This window comes from Erwinia rhapontici (assembly GCF_012271765.1).
Lineage (GTDB): Bacteria > Pseudomonadota > Gammaproteobacteria > Enterobacterales > Enterobacteriaceae > Erwinia > Erwinia rhapontici.
In genome coordinates this window covers 1-16380 of record NZ_VRKO01000006.1, presented here as the reverse complement: position 1 = coordinate 16380, position 16380 = coordinate 1, and the positions used below count along the sequence as shown (strand labels likewise).

Sequence of the window (16380 nt, the reverse complement as noted above, 5' to 3'; positions counted from 1 at the left end):
GTTGTCATAACGTCAGATAGCGAGCTAATTCAGCAGTCACTGAGATGTTTCTTAGCGAAATATTCATTTTTTTCAGACCAACTCAATTCGCTCTCATCCCTTACCTGCTCTGGCATTCGCCGGGACTGGCATCTCAATCAACATTTATGAACAGCCCATTTAGGGTTGTCTCAGATTCTCAGTGTGCTACGGTATAGGCCGTTAATATTTAACCACACAGAAGAGCAAATATATAAAACCAACCAATAACCAGGAAATTAATTAATGCATGGCTATTAAACTTGAAGTTAAAAATTTATATAAAGTTTTTGGGGAAAACCCCGAGCGCGCATTTAAGCACATTGAAAAAGGGATCAGTAAAGAGGCACTTCTGGAAAAAACCGGACTGTCTCTCGGCGTGAAAGACGCCAGTCTGGCCATTGAAGAAGGCGAGATTTTTGTCATCATGGGGTTGTCCGGTTCTGGGAAATCCACCATGGTTCGCCTTCTCAATCGTCTGATAGAACCCACCCGCGGCCAGGTCATCATTGATGGCGAAGATATTGCCAAAATATCTGACAGTGAATTACGCCAGGTTCGTAGAAATAAAATCAGCATGGTATTCCAATCCTTCGCACTGATGCCTCATATGACGGTATTAAATAATGCCGCCTTCGGGATGGAATTAGCCGGTATTCCTTTGCAAGAACGTCAGGAAAAAGCACTGGATGCATTACGTCAGGTTGGGCTGGATAATTATGCTCATGCCTACCCGGATGAACTCTCCGGAGGCATGCGTCAGCGTGTTGGATTAGCCCGTGCACTGGCCATCAATCCCGACATATTATTGATGGATGAAGCCTTCTCTGCACTCGATCCATTAATTCGTACCGAGATGCAGGATGAGCTGGTGAAATTACAGTCTCGCCACCAGCGTACTATCGTCTTTATTTCCCACGATCTTGATGAAGCAATGCGCATCGGTGACCGCATTGCGATCATGCAAGGCGGGGAAGTGATTCAGGTCGGTACGCCGGATGAAATTCTCAATAATCCCGCTAATGACTACGTGCGTACCTTCTTCCGTGGCGTCGATATCAGCCACGTGTTCAGTGCGAAAGATATTGCCCGCCGCAGTGCCGCAGCACTGATCCGTAAAGCCCCCGGTTTTGGCCCTCGTTCAGCGATCAAACTACTCCAGGATAATGACCGCGAATACGGTTATGTCCTGGAGAAACAACGATTCGTCGGCACCGTGTCGATTGATTCTCTGAAGGTGGCACTGGCCGCCGGCGAAGGCCTCGATCAGGCACTGCTGGAAAGCCCGGCGGCGATGCCTGCGGAGACGTCATTAAGCGATCTCCTCTCACATGTGGCGCAGGCCCCTTGTGCGGTGCCTATCGTGGGCGAAGAAGGTCAGTATGTGGGGATTATTTCCAAAGGAATGTTGTTGCAGGCATTAGACCGTGATGGAGGCCAGCCATGAGTGAACAAACCAGTAACCCGTGGGAGTCCGGCGCCACGCAGAATGCCGCACCCGCCACCAGCGCCCCAACGGACAGTAGCCAGGCTGCCGCCAGCAGCAGCGATCCCTGGGGTTCACCCACGGACGCGGCGACTACTCAGCCCGCACCGGATGCCGCCTCCAGCGGTGGTGACGCCTGGGGAACCGCCCCAGCCGGTGGCCATGATGCCGCAGCCAGCGGCGACTGGCTGAACAGTGCCCCGACCCCGCAGGTGGAACATTTTAATATTCTCGATCCGTTCCATAAAACCCTGATCCCGCTCGACAGCTGGGTAACCACCGCTATTGACTGGATTGTTGTCCACTTCCGTCCGCTGTTTCAGGGTATCCGCCTGCCGGTGGATTACATCCTCAGCGCCTTCCAGAACCTGCTGCTGGGCATGCCCGCGCCGGTGGCGATTATCGTATTTGCGCTGATCGCCTGGCAACTGTCCAGCTTCAGTATGGGCGTGGCCACGCTGGTCTCTCTGGTGGCGATTGGCGCGATAGGTGCCTGGTCACAAGCGATGGTAACACTGGCGCTGGTACTGACCGCCCTGCTGTTCTGCATCATTATCGGTCTGCCGATGGGGATCTGGCTGGCACGCAGCGAGCGAGCGGGCAAGATCATTCGCCCACTGCTGGATGCGATGCAGACCACGCCGGCGTTTGTCTACCTGGTGCCGATCGTGATGCTGTTCGGTATCGGTAATGTGCCGGGTGTGGTGGTGACGATTATCTTCGCCCTGCCACCGATTGTACGTCTGACCATTCTGGGTATTAAACAGGTGCCTGCCGATCTGATCGAAGCGGCAGAGTCGTTCGGCGCCAGCCCACGTCAGATGTTGTTCAAAGTACAGCTACCACTGGCGATGCCCACCATTATGGCGGGGGTCAATCAGACGCTGATGCTGGCACTGTCGATGGTAGTGATTGCCTCGATGATCGCCGTCGGTGGTCTCGGCCAGATGGTGCTGCGCGGTATCGGCCGCCTGGATATGGGGCTGGCCACCGTCGGTGGCGTCGGCATTGTGATTCTGGCGATTATTCTCGACCGCCTGACGCAGTCGCTGGGACGCGACAGCCGCAGTCGTGGCAACCGTCGCTGGTACGCCAGTGGCCCTCTGGGTCTGCTGACTCGCCCTTTCTGCAAAACCAAATAACAAAAAGGTACTGATGACTATGCGAAAAATAACACTGCTGGCCGCCGCGTTCACCACGCTGGCCGCCGCCCAGGTATCCGCCGCCGATCTGCCTGGTAAGGGTATTACCGTTAAGCCCGCACAGAGCACCATCACCGAAGAGACGTTCCAGACGCTGCTGGTCAGTCGTGCACTCACGAAGCTGGGCTATACCGTTGAAGCGCCGAGTGAAGTCGACTACAACGTGGCATACACCTCGATTGCGTCCGGCGACACCACCTTTATTGCCACTAACTGGAAACCGCTGCATGACGATATGTATAAAGCGGCAGGCGGTGACGCTAAATTCTATCGTCAGGGAACCTATGTGCAAGGGGCAGCCCAGGGCTACCTGATTGACAAAAAAACTGCCGAAAAATACCACATCACGCGTATCGATCAGTTGAAAGATCCGAAGCTGGCGAAACTGTTCGATACCAATGATGACGGTAAAGCCGATATGACCGGCTGTACGCCAGGCTGGGGCTGTGAAGCGGTGATTAATCACCAGATCAAGGCCTTTGATTTGACGAAGACCGTTGAGCATAACCAGGGTAACTACTCGGCGATGATCGCCGATACCATCACCCGCTTTAAAGAAGGTAAACCCATCTTCTATTACACCTGGACGCCATACTGGGTGAGTGATGTGCTGGTGCCAGGCCGTGATGTCGTCTGGTTGCAGGTGCCTTTCTCTTCGATGCCTGGCGAACAGAAAGACGTAGATACCAAGCTGCCTAACGGTGCGAACTACGGCTTCCCGGTGAACACTATGCACATCGTAGCCAATAAAGCCTGGGCTGAGAAAAACCCGGCGGCGGCAAAACTGTTTGCTGAGATGAAGCTGCCGATTGCCGATATTAATGCGCAGAACTCACGTATGCATCAGGGGCAGTCTTCTGAAGCCGATATCAACGCACACGTTGACGGCTGGATCAAAGCCCACCAGGCACAGTTTGATGGCTGGGTGAAAGACGCGCTGGCTGCGGGTAAATAATCACTCGCCAGGGGCAACCAGAACAACGGTTGTGCCATGAGCGTGAATCACCTTCAGACTGACGTAAGGGTCGACCTCTTTTTCGGTCGACCCTTTTCTTATCAGATAAAACAGGACAACCCTGCTGCCGAACTGGTTTGTCCTGTCAATTATCATGTGAGTGAAATAGTTTTTTAGGTTATTATTAGCCACTCAGATAATTCTCACACTCATACTGGTTGTTATGACATCCCCTCGTCCCGGCCTGAATTCTGCACTTGTCGCCCTGATGTCCATCGCTACAGGCTTATCCGTTGCCTGTAACTATTACGTGCAGCCCTTGCTGGCAACCATTGCTCAGACCTTCGATCTCTCATTCCATCAGGCAGGATTTATCGTCACCACCGCTCAGTTAGGCTATGCCGCCGGGCTGCTTCTGCTGGTGCCGCTTGGCGATATGCTTGAGCGCCGGGGGCTGATCGTCATCATGAGCCTGCTGGCAGCCGGCGGTATGGTGATCACTGCGCTGTCAGGTTCGCTGATGATGATGCTACTGGGCACCGTTCTGACCGGACTGTTTTCTGTGGTCGCGCAGCTTCTGGTGCCACTGGCTGCCAGTCTCGCGGCACCGGAAAAACGGGGAAAAGTCGTCGGCACTGTCATGAGCGGCCTGTTGCTGGGTATCCTGCTGGCGCGCACCGTTGCCGGGGGGCTGGCGCAGTTGGGCGGATGGAGACTGGTTTACTGGGTAGCGAGTGTATTGATGGTGATGATGGCACTGGCCTTGTGGCGCGGGTTGCCACGCTATAAGCAATCGGTTCCGTTAAATTATGGCCAGCTGCTGGGATCTATTTTCACCCTGTTCGCACAGCATCCGATATTGCGTACCCGTGCCATTACTGGCTGCCTGGCGTTTGCTAACTTCAGCGTACTGTGGACCTCAATGGCGTTTCTGCTGTCATCACCAGAGTGGAATTATTCTGAAGGCGAGATTGGTCTGCTGGGCCTGGTTGGCGCAGCGGGTGCCCTGGCAGCACGGCAAGCCGGGTCACTGGCCGATAAAGGCAAAGCCCGCCTGACCACCAGCGCTGGCCTGCTGATCCTGCTGGCTTCATGGGGCATTATCGCGTTTGGTGCGCACTCATTAATCGCTCTGATTATCGGGATTATCCTACTCGACCTGGCCGTACAGGGTGTGCATATTACCAATCAGAGCGTGATTTATCGTCATATGCCAGAAGCACGGAACCGACTGACGTCCGGGTATATGACCAGCTATTTTATCGGCGGTGCCGCCGGCTCACTGCTTTCCGCATCCGCTTTTCAGACGGCAGGCTGGTATGGTGTCTGCACCGTGGGTGCTCTGTTAACCTTAGTTAATCTATTTAACTGGTGGCGAAGTCATCATTATGAGGCTGAATTGCATTGATTTTTTGCAGTGAAAATGAAGTTTTTTCAATGCCAGCGGCCTGTTAAGACATTTCGTACTCTGGTAAGGTTAGGCGCAATTTATTCAGGCTGGTGATGTTTTCAGATGAAATTATTCAGTAACAGTAGAGTAACATTTGCTCATGGCTGAGCTTCAGAACCCGGTTAAAAATGAAAATCGTCCGCGCGCCAGCTGGCGTGAAGGCGCCACAGACAGTCTGCCAATTGTTATTGGCTACCTGCCTGTGGCATTTGCCTTTGGTCTGAATGCCTCCCGCCCTGGTTTTACTCCAACTGAAGCCTCTGTTTCATCTTCGTCACTGACCGATATTTTCGCGATTTTGCCAACCCTTGTGGGTTTCGGCTTGCTGAGTATTACCTTCAATTTTTCGCGCAGCATTGTTTTTTCAATGCTGTTGAGCGCCCTGGGTTATGGAGTGACCTGGAAACTACTGATGATGGCAGCATAAACGTGAGTGAATCACCGTCTGCAGAGAAGTGGAATTACTTTATTAATCATCATTGTTATTATACCAGTTGCAACTAGTGAGGTTCCTACATAATGGAAAGTTCGTTTACTCCCATTGAACAGATGCTGAATTTTCGCGCTAATCGTCAGAAAGATTTCCCGTTACAGGAAATTATGCTGACCCGTCTGTGTATGCACATGCAGAGTAAGTTGCTGGAAAACCGCAACAAAATGCTGAAGGCACAGGGGATCAACGAAACGCTGTTTATGGCATTAATTACGCTGGATGCGCAGGAAGATCACAGCATTCAACCGTCAGAACTGAGTTCTGCGCTAGGTTCATCCCGCACTAACGCCACGCGTATTGCCGATGAGCTGGAAAAACGCGGCTGGATTGAGCGTCGTGAAAGTGATAACGATCGCCGTTGTCTGCATCTGCATCTGACGCCAAAAGGACACGAGTTCCTGCGCCAGTTGCTGCCACCACAGCATCAGTGCCTGCAATTATTGTGGTCTGCACTGAGCTCATCAGAAAAATCACAGCTTGAGGGAATCACCCGCAAACTGTTGACCCGCCTCGATAAAATGGATGAAGAGGAAGTTGTCGCCTCCCTTTCCAGATAATTGATCCACTAATAGCATAATGTGCGACACACCATTTATTGGAAATCGCTACTTTAAGCCCCTTTAGAACACATTCATGCCAGCGCTTACCCCGCTGGCATTTTAGACTCGGGCGATCGCGCGTATTGATGATAGCGGCCCCGAATGGCAGAGAATCAGGAGAACATCATGAGTGCAAGCGCGGTGACACAAGACCCGCAGCAGCCACGCAATAAGAAAAAGACGCGCAAAAATGCACTGATTTTTCTGGCTGTACTGTTCGTCATTATCGGGGTGGCTTATCTGACGTACTGGTTCCTGGTATTACGTCATTTTCAGGAAACAGACGATGCCTATATTGCCGGAAACCAGGCGCAGGTGATGGCGCAAGTCTCCGGTAGCGTCAATAAAGTCTGGTTTGACGATACTGACTTCGTGAAAAAAGGCGATGTGCTGGTCACGCTGGATCGTACCGATGCTGAGCAGGCTTTCGAGAAAGCGCAGACGGCACTGGCAACCAGCGTACGTCAGACGCACCAGTTGATTATCAATGGCAGGCAGTATCAGGCCACTATCGGCTTGCAGAAAACGGCCCTCGAACAGGCTCAGGCAGATTTACGTCGTCGTGAGCCGCTGGGTGCATCTAACCTGATTGGCAAAGAAGATCTGCAACATGCGCGTGATGCGGTTGCCACAGCGAAAGCTCAGCTTGATGTGGCGATGCAGCAGTACAACGCAAACCAGGCGATGATTCTGGATACGTCACTGGAAAACCAACCCGCAGTGAAACAGAACGCCGCCGCCCTGCGTGATGCCTGGCTGGCATTGCAACGTACCAACATCATCAGCCCCATTGATGGCTATGTGTCGCGCCGCAGCGTGCAGGTAGGTTCACAAATCGGTACAACCACGCCGCTGCTGGCGATTGTTCCGGCCAATAATCTGTGGGTGGATGCTAACTTCAAAGAGACGCAACTGGCAGGCGTTCGTATCGGCCAGCCAGCCACAGTGGTCAGTGATATCTACGGTGATGACGTGGTGTATAAGGGCAAAGTGGTCGGCCTTGATATGGGAACGGGCAGCGTGTTCTCCCTGTTACCGGCACAAAATGCTACCGGCAACTGGATCAAAGTCGTTCAGCGTCTGCCTGTACGTATCGAACTTGACCCACAGGAAGTGGCGAAACATCCACTGCGCATTGGCCTGTCGACGCTGGTCAAAATCGATACCAGCAACAGTGAAGGTGCCGTACTCGCCACCAGCGTACGCAGCAAGCCTGCCTACGAAAGTGATGCTCTGGCACTGGACCTGACGCCAGCGAATCAGCTGATTAGCGATATTATCCGTGCCAATGCCGGCTAAAACGGCGGGAGACTGTTATGGCGCGTAAACCGCTTGAAGGCGCGCAACTGGTTCTGATGACCATTGCGCTGTCGCTGGCTACTTTTATGCAGGTGCTGGATTCCACGATTGCTAACGTGGCGATCCCCACCATCGCCGGGAACCTGGGGGCCTCGAACTCCCAGGGGACCTGGGTGATCACCTCGTTTGGCGTAGCTAACGCAATTTCGATTCCGATCACCGGCTGGCTGGCCAAGCGTTTCGGGGAAGTGAAACTGTTCCTGTGGTCGACGGTGGCCTTCGTCATCGCCTCCTGGCTATGTGGCATGTCTGAAAGCCTGAGCATGCTGATCTTCTTCCGCGTGATCCAGGGGATCGTCGCGGGCCCTTTGATCCCGCTGTCACAAAGCCTGCTGTTAAGTAATTACCCCCCCGCAAAACGCAGTGTGGCACTGTCACTGTGGGCAATGACCGTGATCGTTGCGCCGATCTGCGGCCCTATTCTGGGTGGCTGGATCAGTGATAACTATCACTGGGGATGGATCTTCTTTATCAACGTGCCTATCGGCGTGGTGGTGGTGATCCTGGCTTTACAGACATTACGTCATCGCGAAACGGAAACGGTCATCCGTCCGATAGATACCGTCGGTCTGGTGCTACTGGTGGTCGGTATCGGCTGTCTGCAGGTCATGCTGGATCGCGGTAAAGAGCTGGACTGGTTCAGTTCCCCTGAAATCATCACATTAACGGTCATCGCCGTCGTAGCCCTGGCGGTGCTACTGGTGTGGGAGTTGACCGACGACCACCCGATCGTGGATTTGTCACTGTTCAAATCGCGCAATTTCACCATCGGCTGCCTGTCGATCAGCCTTGCCTATATGCTCTATTTCGGTTCAATCGTTCTGCTGCCGCAACTGTTGCAGGAGGTTTACGGTTATACGGCAACCTGGGCGGGGCTGGCCTCGGCACCGGTGGGGATTATTCCGGTCATACTGTCACCCATTATCGGCCGCTTTGCGCATAAGCTCGATATGCGACGGCTGGTGACATTCAGCTTCATTATGTATGCAGTGTGCTTCTACTGGCGCGCCTATACTTTTGAACCGGGAATGGACTTTGCTGCCTCCGCCTGGCCGCAGTTTATCCAGGGGTTTGCGGTGGCCTGCTTCTTTATGCCACTGACAACCATTACCCTTTCGGGGCTGCCACCGGAAAGACTGGCGGCGGCATCCAGCCTGTCGAATTTTACCCGAACGCTGGCGGGTTCGATTGGCACCTCGATTACCACCACCATGTGGACCGATCGTGAGTCGCTGCATCATGCTCATCTGACGGAATCGATAACGCCATACAATACAAACGCGCAACAGATGTACGCGAAGCTGGAACAAATGGGGATGACCCATGACCAGGCATCAGCCTACCTTGCACAGCAGATCACCAATCAGGGGCTCATCATCTCAGCCAATGAGATCTTCTGGGCTTCTGCGGGGGTGTTTATCCTGCTGCTGGTGCTGGTGTGGTTTGCCCGTCCGCCGTTTGGTGCGGGTGGGGGCGGGGGCGGCGCCCATTAAAAAGGGGCAGATCATTGATCTGCCCCTGGAATCAGGGGGTGGCCTGTTTGACGGGCCACCCCTTTTTTATTGCCGTTCGTTCATGGCTACATCAAACGTTCTGACGCCACCATTCGGCCAGCAGTACACCGGTTGCGACGGAAACGTTCAGACTTTCCACTTTCCCGGTACCACCGATAGAAACACTCAGGTCACCCTGGTCGAAGGTGCTGTCAGACAGACCATCACGTTCCTGACCCAGTACCAGTACCATTTTTGCCGGCAGTTCAGCTCGTGAGAGCGGCACACCTTTATGGCTGGACGTGGTAACAATGGTATAGCCTGCTTTACGGAACGCGCTCAGGCCCGCAGCAAAGTTCTCGCCGCTAATCGCCTGAACATGCTCTGCACCACCTTCAGCGGTACGCACAGCGGCGCCCGACTCCAGCAGGGAAGCATCATCCACCAGCAAACCTTTCACACCAAAGTGTGCGCAGCTACGCATAATGCCGCCGAGGTTGTGCGGGTTGCCGATATCTTCCAATGCCAGCACGCAATCTTTCTCACCGGCTGTTGCCAGCCATTCGCTAACGGGCATGCCCACGCGTTTTTTGATCAGGAAGCAAACACCGCCGTGGTGTTCAGTGCCGGAAGCTTTCTGCAGCTCGGCTTCATCCACAGTGTGGTAAGCCTTGCGGTTCGCCGCCATATATTTTAACGCTTCACGAAAACGCGGTGTGACGCTCTGGATAAACCAGGCACGCACAATACTTTCCGGACGGCTCTGGAACAGGGCCTGGCAGGCATTTTCGCCATACACACGCGTCTCTTCCATACGCTGACGGCGTATCTGCTCGGGATCGATATAACTTTTACCGCTGATGCCACCATGGTCCGGTTTATCATCAACAGCGGGTGCAGCATTTGGCGCACGGGAAACGGTACGCCACGGAGAGTCAGAGTGCCCTTCGTCGCGATCGCGCCCGCCACGTGGCTTGCTGTCTGCATTACGTGAAGGACGGCGTGCGCCATCCTGCTGACGTGGGCCGCCTTTACCGGTACGGGGATTCCCGCCCTTGTTGCTGCTCTCGTCATCACCGCGGACATACATCACTTTGACCTTGCCGCTCTTACCTTTAAATTCGTCGTTCATTTTTCCTCCACCTGGCCTGAGCGCGAAGCGCGCAGATTACCTGATGTGGCAGCACTTAGCTATCAACTTCCAATAAAAGCCAGTAGCCGCTAATCCGCATCATTGTTATGAGACATTACCTATTATACCCATTGAACAAATCTCGTTGTTAGCCTCTTCACCCGACAGCATAATGTTGGCTGATTTACTAAGAATTGCAGTAAGTAATCACTTACTCCTGAACTGAGGTGAATAATGAATACGGTTTGTGCATCCTGCCAGGCGACCAACCGCGTACCGGCTGAACGGCTGACTGACGGCGCCAAGTGCGGCCGCTGTGGTCATGTGCTGTTTGACGGCCATGTGGTCAATGCCACCGCCGCGACGCTGGACAAATACCTGCAGGATGACCTGCCGGTAGTGATCGACTTCTGGGCGCCCTGGTGCGGCCCGTGCGTTAACTTTGCCCCGGTGTATGAATCGGTGGCGCAGGAACGTAACGGTAAGATTCGTTTCCTGAAAGTGAATACCGAAGCTGAGCCAGAACTGAGTGCACGCTTTCGCATCCGCAGCATTCCGACCATTATGGTGTTTAAACAGGGCCAGATGGCGGATATGTTAAACGGTGCGATGCCAAAAGCGCCTTTCGAAGCCTGGCTGGACGAAAATCTGTAACCATCTGGCCGGGCACGCCCGGCCAGAATCCGTTAGAATAGCGTTTTTCCTTGATGACCGATCATGACCGATAACGCTGTTCTGTTGCTGCGCGCTGCACGCCTTGCCCGAGCCACCCGTCCTTTCCTTGCCCGAGGTAATCGCATTACGCGCTGCCAGCGTTGTCTGCTGCCGCAAAAAAATTGCCTGTGCGACACCATTGATAGCCAGCAGGCACGCAGCCGCTTTTGTCTGGTAATGTTTGACAGCGAACCCCTGAAACCCAGTAACACCGGACGGCTGATCGCAGATATTCTGCCGGATACGCTGGCGTTTAGCTGGTCGCGGACCGAACCCGATGCCGCCCTGCTTGAAGCCGTACGCGACCCGCGTTATCAGCCCGTTGTCGTTTTCCCGGAATCCTATGCCGACGCTGGCCGTGCAGTACTGAACAGCCCACCCACCAGCGGAAAACCACCGCTGTTTATCATGCTGGACGGCACCTGGACCGAAGCGCGTAAAATGTTTCGCAAAAGCCCGTGGCTGGACACTCTCCCGGTGATGTCGCTGACTCTGACCCGCCCTTCTAACTATCAGTTACGCGTCGCTCACGCCGAAGGCCAGCACTGCACGGCAGAAGTCGCCGCCGAGTTGCTGTTACAGGCGGGCGACACCGCTGCGGGTGAGGCCCTGTTTCGCCACTTTGATCTGTTCCGCCAACGTTACCTCGCTGGAAAACCCCATCACCCACAGCAGATGGCTGAAAATGATGAATAAATTCTGGCTGCGATCAATTAACTGATACGCAATCCAGCATCTTCGTCAGACCCGGAGTAAACTCAAGCTACTTTGCCCGGCAGCATAGCGGGTCATTCTCGAAGGGAGCGGAGATGAGTCAACGAGGATTAGAAGCCCTGCTTAAACCGAAATCTATTGCGGTGATCGGTGCCTCCACCCGGCCTGAACGTGCCGGCTATCTGATGATGCGTAACCTGCTGGCCGGGGGATTCAGCGGGCCGGTACTCCCGGTAACGCCCAAATATCAGGCGGTTTGTGGTGTGCTGGCATGGCCTGATATTCCCAGCCTGCCACTCTCTCCCGATCTCGCCATTATCTGCACCCATGCAAAACGCAATCTTGAGCTGCTCACGGCACTGGGCGAACGTGGCTGTAAAGCCTGTATCATTCTCTCTGCTCCTGCCGAGCAGCTTGCTGAACTGAAAGCCTGTGCCAGCCGCTGGCAAATTCGACTTCTTGGGCCTAACAGCCTGGGTTTGCTTGCGCCGTGGCAGGGGCTGAATGCCAGCTTCTCCCCGGTGCCTATTACCCCTGGCAAACTGGCTTTTATTTCCCAGTCTGCGGCGGTGTCCAATACCATTCTTGACTGGGCGCAACAGCGACAACTGGGTTTCTCCTGGTTTATCGCATTAGGTGACAGCCTGGATATTGATGCCGATGATCTGCTGGACTTCCTGGCGAGAGACGGGAAAACCAGCGCCATTTTGTTGTACCTTGAGCATCTCAGCGATGCCCGTCGTTTTGTTTCTGCGGCACGTAGCGCTTCGCGTAATAAGCCGATTCTGGTGATTAAAAGTGGCCGCAGCCCTCATGCCCAAAAGTTACTAAAAACCCACGGTGGGATGGACGCCGCCTGGGATGCCGCCATTCAACGTGCGGGTCTATTGCGTGTGCAGGATACCCATGAACTGTTCTCCGCGGTGGAGACACTCAGCCATATGCGCCCACTACGTGGGGAGCGGTTGATGATCATCAGTAACGGTGCGGCACCGGCGGCACTGGCACTGGATGCACTCTATGCCCGTAACGGTAAGCTTGCTACGCTGAGTGAGTCTTTACTTACTGAAATGGCCTCACTGCTCCCGGAAGGTGTCACGCCAGGTAACCCGCTCGATCTGAAAGATGATGCCACCCCGGAGCACTATTTACAGGCGTTGTCCCTGCTGCTCTCCAGCCATGACCTGGATGCCATTTTGATCATTCATGCGCCCAGCGCAGTCGCACCGCCGACACTAACGGCCCAGAAGATTATCGCCCTGGTGAAACAGCATCCGCGCGGTAAACAGCTCACCCTGTTGACCAACTGGTGTGGTGAGTATTCATCACTGGACGCACGTCGTCTGTTTAATGATGCCGGTATTCCAACGTATCGCACCCCCGAAGGGACGGTTACGGCCTTTATGCATATGGTGGAGTACCGCCGTAACCAGAAACAGCTACGTGAAACGCCTGCATTGCCCGCCAACCTGACCGCAAATACCACCGATGCTCATCGTTTGATCCATGAGGCATTAAAAGACGGTGCCACCTCGCTGGATACGCATGAAGTTCAGCCTATCCTGCAAGCCTTCGGCCTGACCACACTCCCCACCTGGATTGCCAGCGACAGCGCAGAAGCCGTGCAGATCGCCGGGCAGATTGGCTATCCGGTAGCGCTGAAACTGCGCTCGCCGGATATTCCGCATAAATCTGAGGTGCAGGGGGTAATGTTATATCTGCGTACCCCGGACGAGGTACAACAGGCCGCCGAAGCCATTATCGATCGCGTGAAGCTCGCCTGGCCGCAGGCATGCATCCAGGGATTGCTGGTACAAAGCATGGCGAACCGCGCCGGAGCGCAGGAACTGCGCATCGTGGTAGAGCAGGACCCGCTGTTCGGGCCGGTGATTATGCTGGGAGAAGGCGGAGTGACCTGGCATGCCGACAAGCAAGCGGTTATCGCCCTGCCGCCGCTGAATATGACTCTGGCTCGCTATCTGGTGATTCAGGCCATTAAGAAGGGAAAAATACGTGGCCGCAGCGCGCTTCATCCACTGGATATTGTGGGCCTGAGCCAGGTGCTGGTCAGGGTATCCAACATGGTGGTTGACTGCCCGGAAATCGTGCGGCTTGATATTCATCCGTTACTGGCCAGTCATGATGAATTTACCCTGCTGGATGTGACGCTCCAGTTGGCTGAGTTCAGCGGAGATGCCGAAGGCAGGCTGGCGATCCGCCCTTATCCTCATGAACTGGAAGAGGCCGTGCAGTTAAAAAATGGCCAGCAGTGTCTGTTCCGGCCTATTCTCCCGGAGGATGAACCGCTGCTGCAGCAGTTTATTGCTCAGGTAACGAAAGAAGATCTCTACTACCGCTATTTTAGTGAGATCAACGAGTTCACCCATGACGATTTGGCTAACATGACGCAGATCGACTACGATCGTGAAATGGCGATTGTCGCAGTACGTCAGCATCAGGGGCAGGATGAGATCATCGGCGTGACCCGTGCCATCTCTGATGCCGATAACATTGATGCCGAATTTTCGGTATTGGTACGCTCAGATTTGAAAGGACTTGGCCTCGGCAGGCGTCTGCTGGAAAAGATGATCATCTATACCCGGCAGCATGGTTTACAGCAGTTGAACGGCATTACCATGCCGGGTAACAGAGGTATGGTCACTCTGGCACGTAAGCTGGGTTTTGCCATCGATATCCAACTTGAAGATGGCATTGTCGGCCTGTCACTGCTGTTGCAAAACGCTCACACAGGCGACGAAAAGTAAATCTGATAGCATCATGACCAACTAGTGGTATTATTCGCGGTTAGGGTCATGATTTTATGGCAAAAGGCCATTCTATGAACAGAGAAGAAACGCACTGTGATGTTGTCAAAATTTAAACGCAATAAACACCAACAGCACCTTGCGCAACTGCCTAAAATAGCTCAGTCAGTTGCTGATTTCACCACGCTGTATTCACCCGCAGAATTTCGCGAAACGCTGCTGGAAAAAATTGCGTCTGCCACACGGCGTATCTGCATAGTGGCCCTCTATCTGGAAAATGATGAGGGTGGTCGCGCCATCCTGTCTGCACTTTATGCAGCAAAACAGCAGCGCCCTGAACTGGATATTCGCGTTCTGGTCGACTGGCATCGTGCACAGCGTGGGCGCATCGGCGCGGCGGCCGGAGCAACCAATGCCGACTGGTATTGTGACATGGCGGCTCAACACCCCGGTCTGGCGATTCCAGTCTATGGTATCCCGGTCAATACGCGTGAAGCACTCGGTGTTTTACACCTGAAGGGCTCCATCATTGATGATACCGTGCTGTATACCGGGGCCAGTTTTAACGATGTGTATCTGCATCAGCAAGACAGATATCGCTATGACCGCTACCAGTTGATCGGTAATCGCACGCTGGCAGATACCATGTTTGACTGGATTGAAAACAATCTGATCCAGGCGGAAGCGGTTAATCGTCTTGACCAGTATGAGCGGCCAAAAAGCCCGGAAATAAAAAATGAAACCCGGCAATTCCGTCAGGATTTGCGTGGCTTCGACTACCAGTTTAACGGGGATGCCAACAACGAAGAGCTGGCGGTTACGCCTCTGGTTGGCCTCGGTAAACGTAGTCTTCTGAACAAAACCATCTATCATCTGATGCCTTGCGCAGAGCAGAAGCTGACGATCTGTACACCTTACTTCAATCTGCCCGCTATTCTGGTGCGTAACATTATCTATCTGTTACGACAGGGCAAAGATGTCGAGATTATTGTTGGCGACAAAACGGCGAACGATTTCTATATCCCGGAAGATCAGCCATTCAAGATCATCGGCGCGCTGCCTTATCTGTATGAAATTAACCTGCGTCGTTTCCTTAGCCGCTTACAGTATTATGTCAACAGTGGGCAACTCACCGTACGCTTGTGGAAAGATGGTGAGAATAGCTACCACCTCAAAGGGCTGTGGGTTGATGACGAATGGATGATGGTCACGGGGAATAACCTGAATCCGCGCGCCTGGCGCCTGGATCTGGAAAATGCTGTACTGATCCACGATCCCCTCCAGCAACTGACCGCGCAGCGCGATCACGAGCTGAACCTGATCCGTGAACATACCACCACCGTGCAGCATTTCCACGATCTGGAAAGCATTGCAGATTATCCGGTGAAAGTTCGTAAACTTATCCGCCGCTTACGACGTATTCGTATTGACCGGTTAATCAGCCGTATTCTCTAATCTGCCTCTGTTTTCGCGCCCCGCTCAGCCGGGGCTTTTTTATGGGAGGATGTATGCGTATCTGCCTGCTGTCTGCCGTACTATTTTGCAGTGGCTGTACTCATATGGCCCAGGATGAGTGGACCGGGCGTGATAAAGCCCAGCATTTTCTCTCATCCGCTTTTCTTTCTGCCGCCGGAAGCGCCTATGGAGAACATCAAAACTGGCGTGAAGGCCATAGCGGCAGCTTCGGGGTGATGTTTGCGATTAGCCTCGGCGCGGTAAAAGAGCTGTACGATAGCAGAGAGGGTGGAAGCGGCTGGAGCTGGAAGGATTTTAGCTGGGATGTCGCCGGTGCTGCCACCGGCTATGCATTATGGAACCTGGGTCAGTAGTGACAGCTTCAGACTATTTCGTGTCAGATCGACGATTATCGCCAGATTCAAAGCACAAAAAAGCCTCATACTTTCGTATGAGGCTTGTCTGCTTATTTGATGCCTGGCAGTTCCCTACTCTCGCATGGGGAGACCCCACACTACCATCGGCGCTACGGCGTTTCACTTCTG

General features: G+C 53.8%; 13 protein-coding genes and 1 pseudogene. 13 read left to right on the top strand and 1 reads right to left on the bottom strand.

Annotation, left to right across the window (positions count from 1 at the left end):
- Positions 1-268: 268 nt before the first annotated feature.
- The 8 genes and pseudogenes from proV to emrB all read left to right on the top strand — a co-directional run bounded on the left by proV (position 269) and on the right by emrB (position 9055).
- Positions 269-1465 (top strand): glycine betaine/L-proline ABC transporter ATP-binding protein ProV, encoded by a 1197-nt coding sequence (gene proV, locus FVB43_RS04485; protein ID WP_133845798.1) that lies wholly within the window; start codon positions 269-271, stop codon positions 1463-1465.
- Entirely contained in the window at positions 1462-2646 is a 1185-nt protein-coding gene (gene proW / locus FVB43_RS04480) for a glycine betaine/L-proline ABC transporter permease ProW (RefSeq protein ID WP_133845797.1), read from the top strand. Before proV ends, proW begins: the two co-directional genes overlap by 4 nt.
- Before the next feature lie 19 nt (positions 2647-2665).
- Entirely contained in the window at positions 2666-3661 is a 996-nt protein-coding gene (gene proX / locus FVB43_RS04475; RefSeq protein ID WP_159338584.1) for a glycine betaine/L-proline ABC transporter substrate-binding protein ProX, read from the top strand.
- A gap of 223 nt (positions 3662-3884) precedes the next feature.
- Positions 3885-5069, top strand: a complete 1185-nt coding sequence (locus tag FVB43_RS04470) for an MFS transporter (RefSeq protein ID WP_133845795.1) — start codon at positions 3885-3887, stop codon at positions 5067-5069.
- Between the two features lie 142 nt (positions 5070-5211).
- Positions 5212-5370, top strand: a pseudogene (locus FVB43_RS04465) (branched-chain amino acid ABC transporter permease); the annotation flags it as partial.
- 260 nt (positions 5371-5630) lie between these two features.
- The gene (mprA, locus tag FVB43_RS04460; protein ID WP_133845794.1) at positions 5631-6161 is read left to right on the top strand and encodes a transcriptional repressor MprA; all 531 of its coding nucleotides are present in this window, start codon (positions 5631-5633) and stop codon (positions 6159-6161) included.
- Between the two features lie 168 nt (positions 6162-6329).
- On the top strand, positions 6330-7502 hold the full coding sequence (gene emrA, locus FVB43_RS04455; RefSeq protein ID WP_133845793.1) for a multidrug efflux MFS transporter periplasmic adaptor subunit EmrA: 1173 nt from the start codon (positions 6330-6332) through the stop codon (positions 7500-7502).
- A gap of 17 nt (positions 7503-7519) precedes the next feature.
- A complete protein-coding gene (gene emrB / locus FVB43_RS04450; protein ID WP_133845792.1) occupies positions 7520-9055 on the top strand; it encodes a multidrug efflux MFS transporter permease subunit EmrB in 1536 nt (511 codons plus the stop codon).
- Between the two features lie 91 nt (positions 9056-9146).
- Here emrB and FVB43_RS04445 read toward each other — a convergent pair whose 3' ends face one another.
- Positions 9147-10187 (bottom strand): tRNA/rRNA methyltransferase, encoded by a 1041-nt coding sequence (locus FVB43_RS04445; RefSeq protein WP_133845791.1) that lies wholly within the window; start codon positions 10185-10187, stop codon positions 9147-9149.
- Positions 10188-10421: 234 nt separating this feature from the next.
- Between FVB43_RS04445 and trxC the strand changes: the two genes are divergently transcribed.
- The 5 genes from trxC to FVB43_RS04420 all read left to right on the top strand — a co-directional run bounded on the left by trxC (position 10422) and on the right by FVB43_RS04420 (position 16209).
- The gene (gene trxC / locus FVB43_RS04440) at positions 10422-10841 is read left to right on the top strand and encodes a thioredoxin TrxC (protein WP_133845790.1); all 420 of its coding nucleotides are present in this window, start codon (positions 10422-10424) and stop codon (positions 10839-10841) included.
- A 63-nt stretch (positions 10842-10904) separates the two neighbouring features.
- Entirely contained in the window at positions 10905-11597 is a 693-nt protein-coding gene (locus FVB43_RS04435; protein ID WP_167863438.1) for a tRNA-uridine aminocarboxypropyltransferase, read from the top strand.
- A gap of 113 nt (positions 11598-11710) precedes the next feature.
- Positions 11711-14380 (top strand): bifunctional acetate--CoA ligase family protein/GNAT family N-acetyltransferase, encoded by a 2670-nt coding sequence (locus FVB43_RS04430; RefSeq protein ID WP_167863437.1) that lies wholly within the window; start codon positions 11711-11713, stop codon positions 14378-14380.
- Positions 14381-14479: 99 nt separating this feature from the next.
- Entirely contained in the window at positions 14480-15835 is a 1356-nt protein-coding gene (gene pssA, locus FVB43_RS04425) for a CDP-diacylglycerol--serine O-phosphatidyltransferase (RefSeq protein ID WP_133845963.1), read from the top strand.
- A 53-nt stretch (positions 15836-15888) separates the two neighbouring features.
- Complete coding sequence (locus FVB43_RS04420; RefSeq protein ID WP_133845787.1) at positions 15889-16209, top strand: YfiM family lipoprotein; 321 nt, start codon at positions 15889-15891, stop codon at positions 16207-16209.
- The last annotated feature ends 171 nt before the right edge of the window (positions 16210-16380 follow it).

Coding starts and splice junctions, on each gene's coding strand:
- proV (WP_133845798.1), top strand. CDS start 269: ATGGCTATTAAACTTGAAGTTAAAAATTTATATAAAGTTTTTGGGGAA.
- emrA (WP_133845793.1), top strand. CDS start 6,330: ATGAGTGCAAGCGCGGTGACACAAGACCCGCAGCAGCCACGCAATAAG.
- trxC (WP_133845790.1), top strand. CDS start 10,422: ATGAATACGGTTTGTGCATCCTGCCAGGCGACCAACCGCGTACCGGCT.
- mprA (WP_133845794.1), top strand. CDS start 5,631: ATGGAAAGTTCGTTTACTCCCATTGAACAGATGCTGAATTTTCGCGCT.
- proW (WP_133845797.1), top strand. CDS start 1,462: ATGAGTGAACAAACCAGTAACCCGTGGGAGTCCGGCGCCACGCAGAAT.
- pssA (WP_133845963.1), top strand. CDS start 14,480: ATGTTGTCAAAATTTAAACGCAATAAACACCAACAGCACCTTGCGCAA.
- FVB43_RS04470 (WP_133845795.1), top strand. CDS start 3,885: ATGACATCCCCTCGTCCCGGCCTGAATTCTGCACTTGTCGCCCTGATG.
- FVB43_RS04420 (WP_133845787.1), top strand. CDS start 15,889: ATGCGTATCTGCCTGCTGTCTGCCGTACTATTTTGCAGTGGCTGTACT.
- FVB43_RS04430 (WP_167863437.1), top strand. CDS start 11,711: ATGAGTCAACGAGGATTAGAAGCCCTGCTTAAACCGAAATCTATTGCG.
- proX (WP_159338584.1), top strand. CDS start 2,666: ATGCGAAAAATAACACTGCTGGCCGCCGCGTTCACCACGCTGGCCGCC.
- FVB43_RS04435 (WP_167863438.1), top strand. CDS start 10,905: ATGACCGATAACGCTGTTCTGTTGCTGCGCGCTGCACGCCTTGCCCGA.
- emrB (WP_133845792.1), top strand. CDS start 7,520: ATGGCGCGTAAACCGCTTGAAGGCGCGCAACTGGTTCTGATGACCATT.
- FVB43_RS04445 (WP_133845791.1), bottom strand. CDS start 10,187: ATGAACGACGAATTTAAAGGTAAGAGCGGCAAGGTCAAAGTGATGTAT.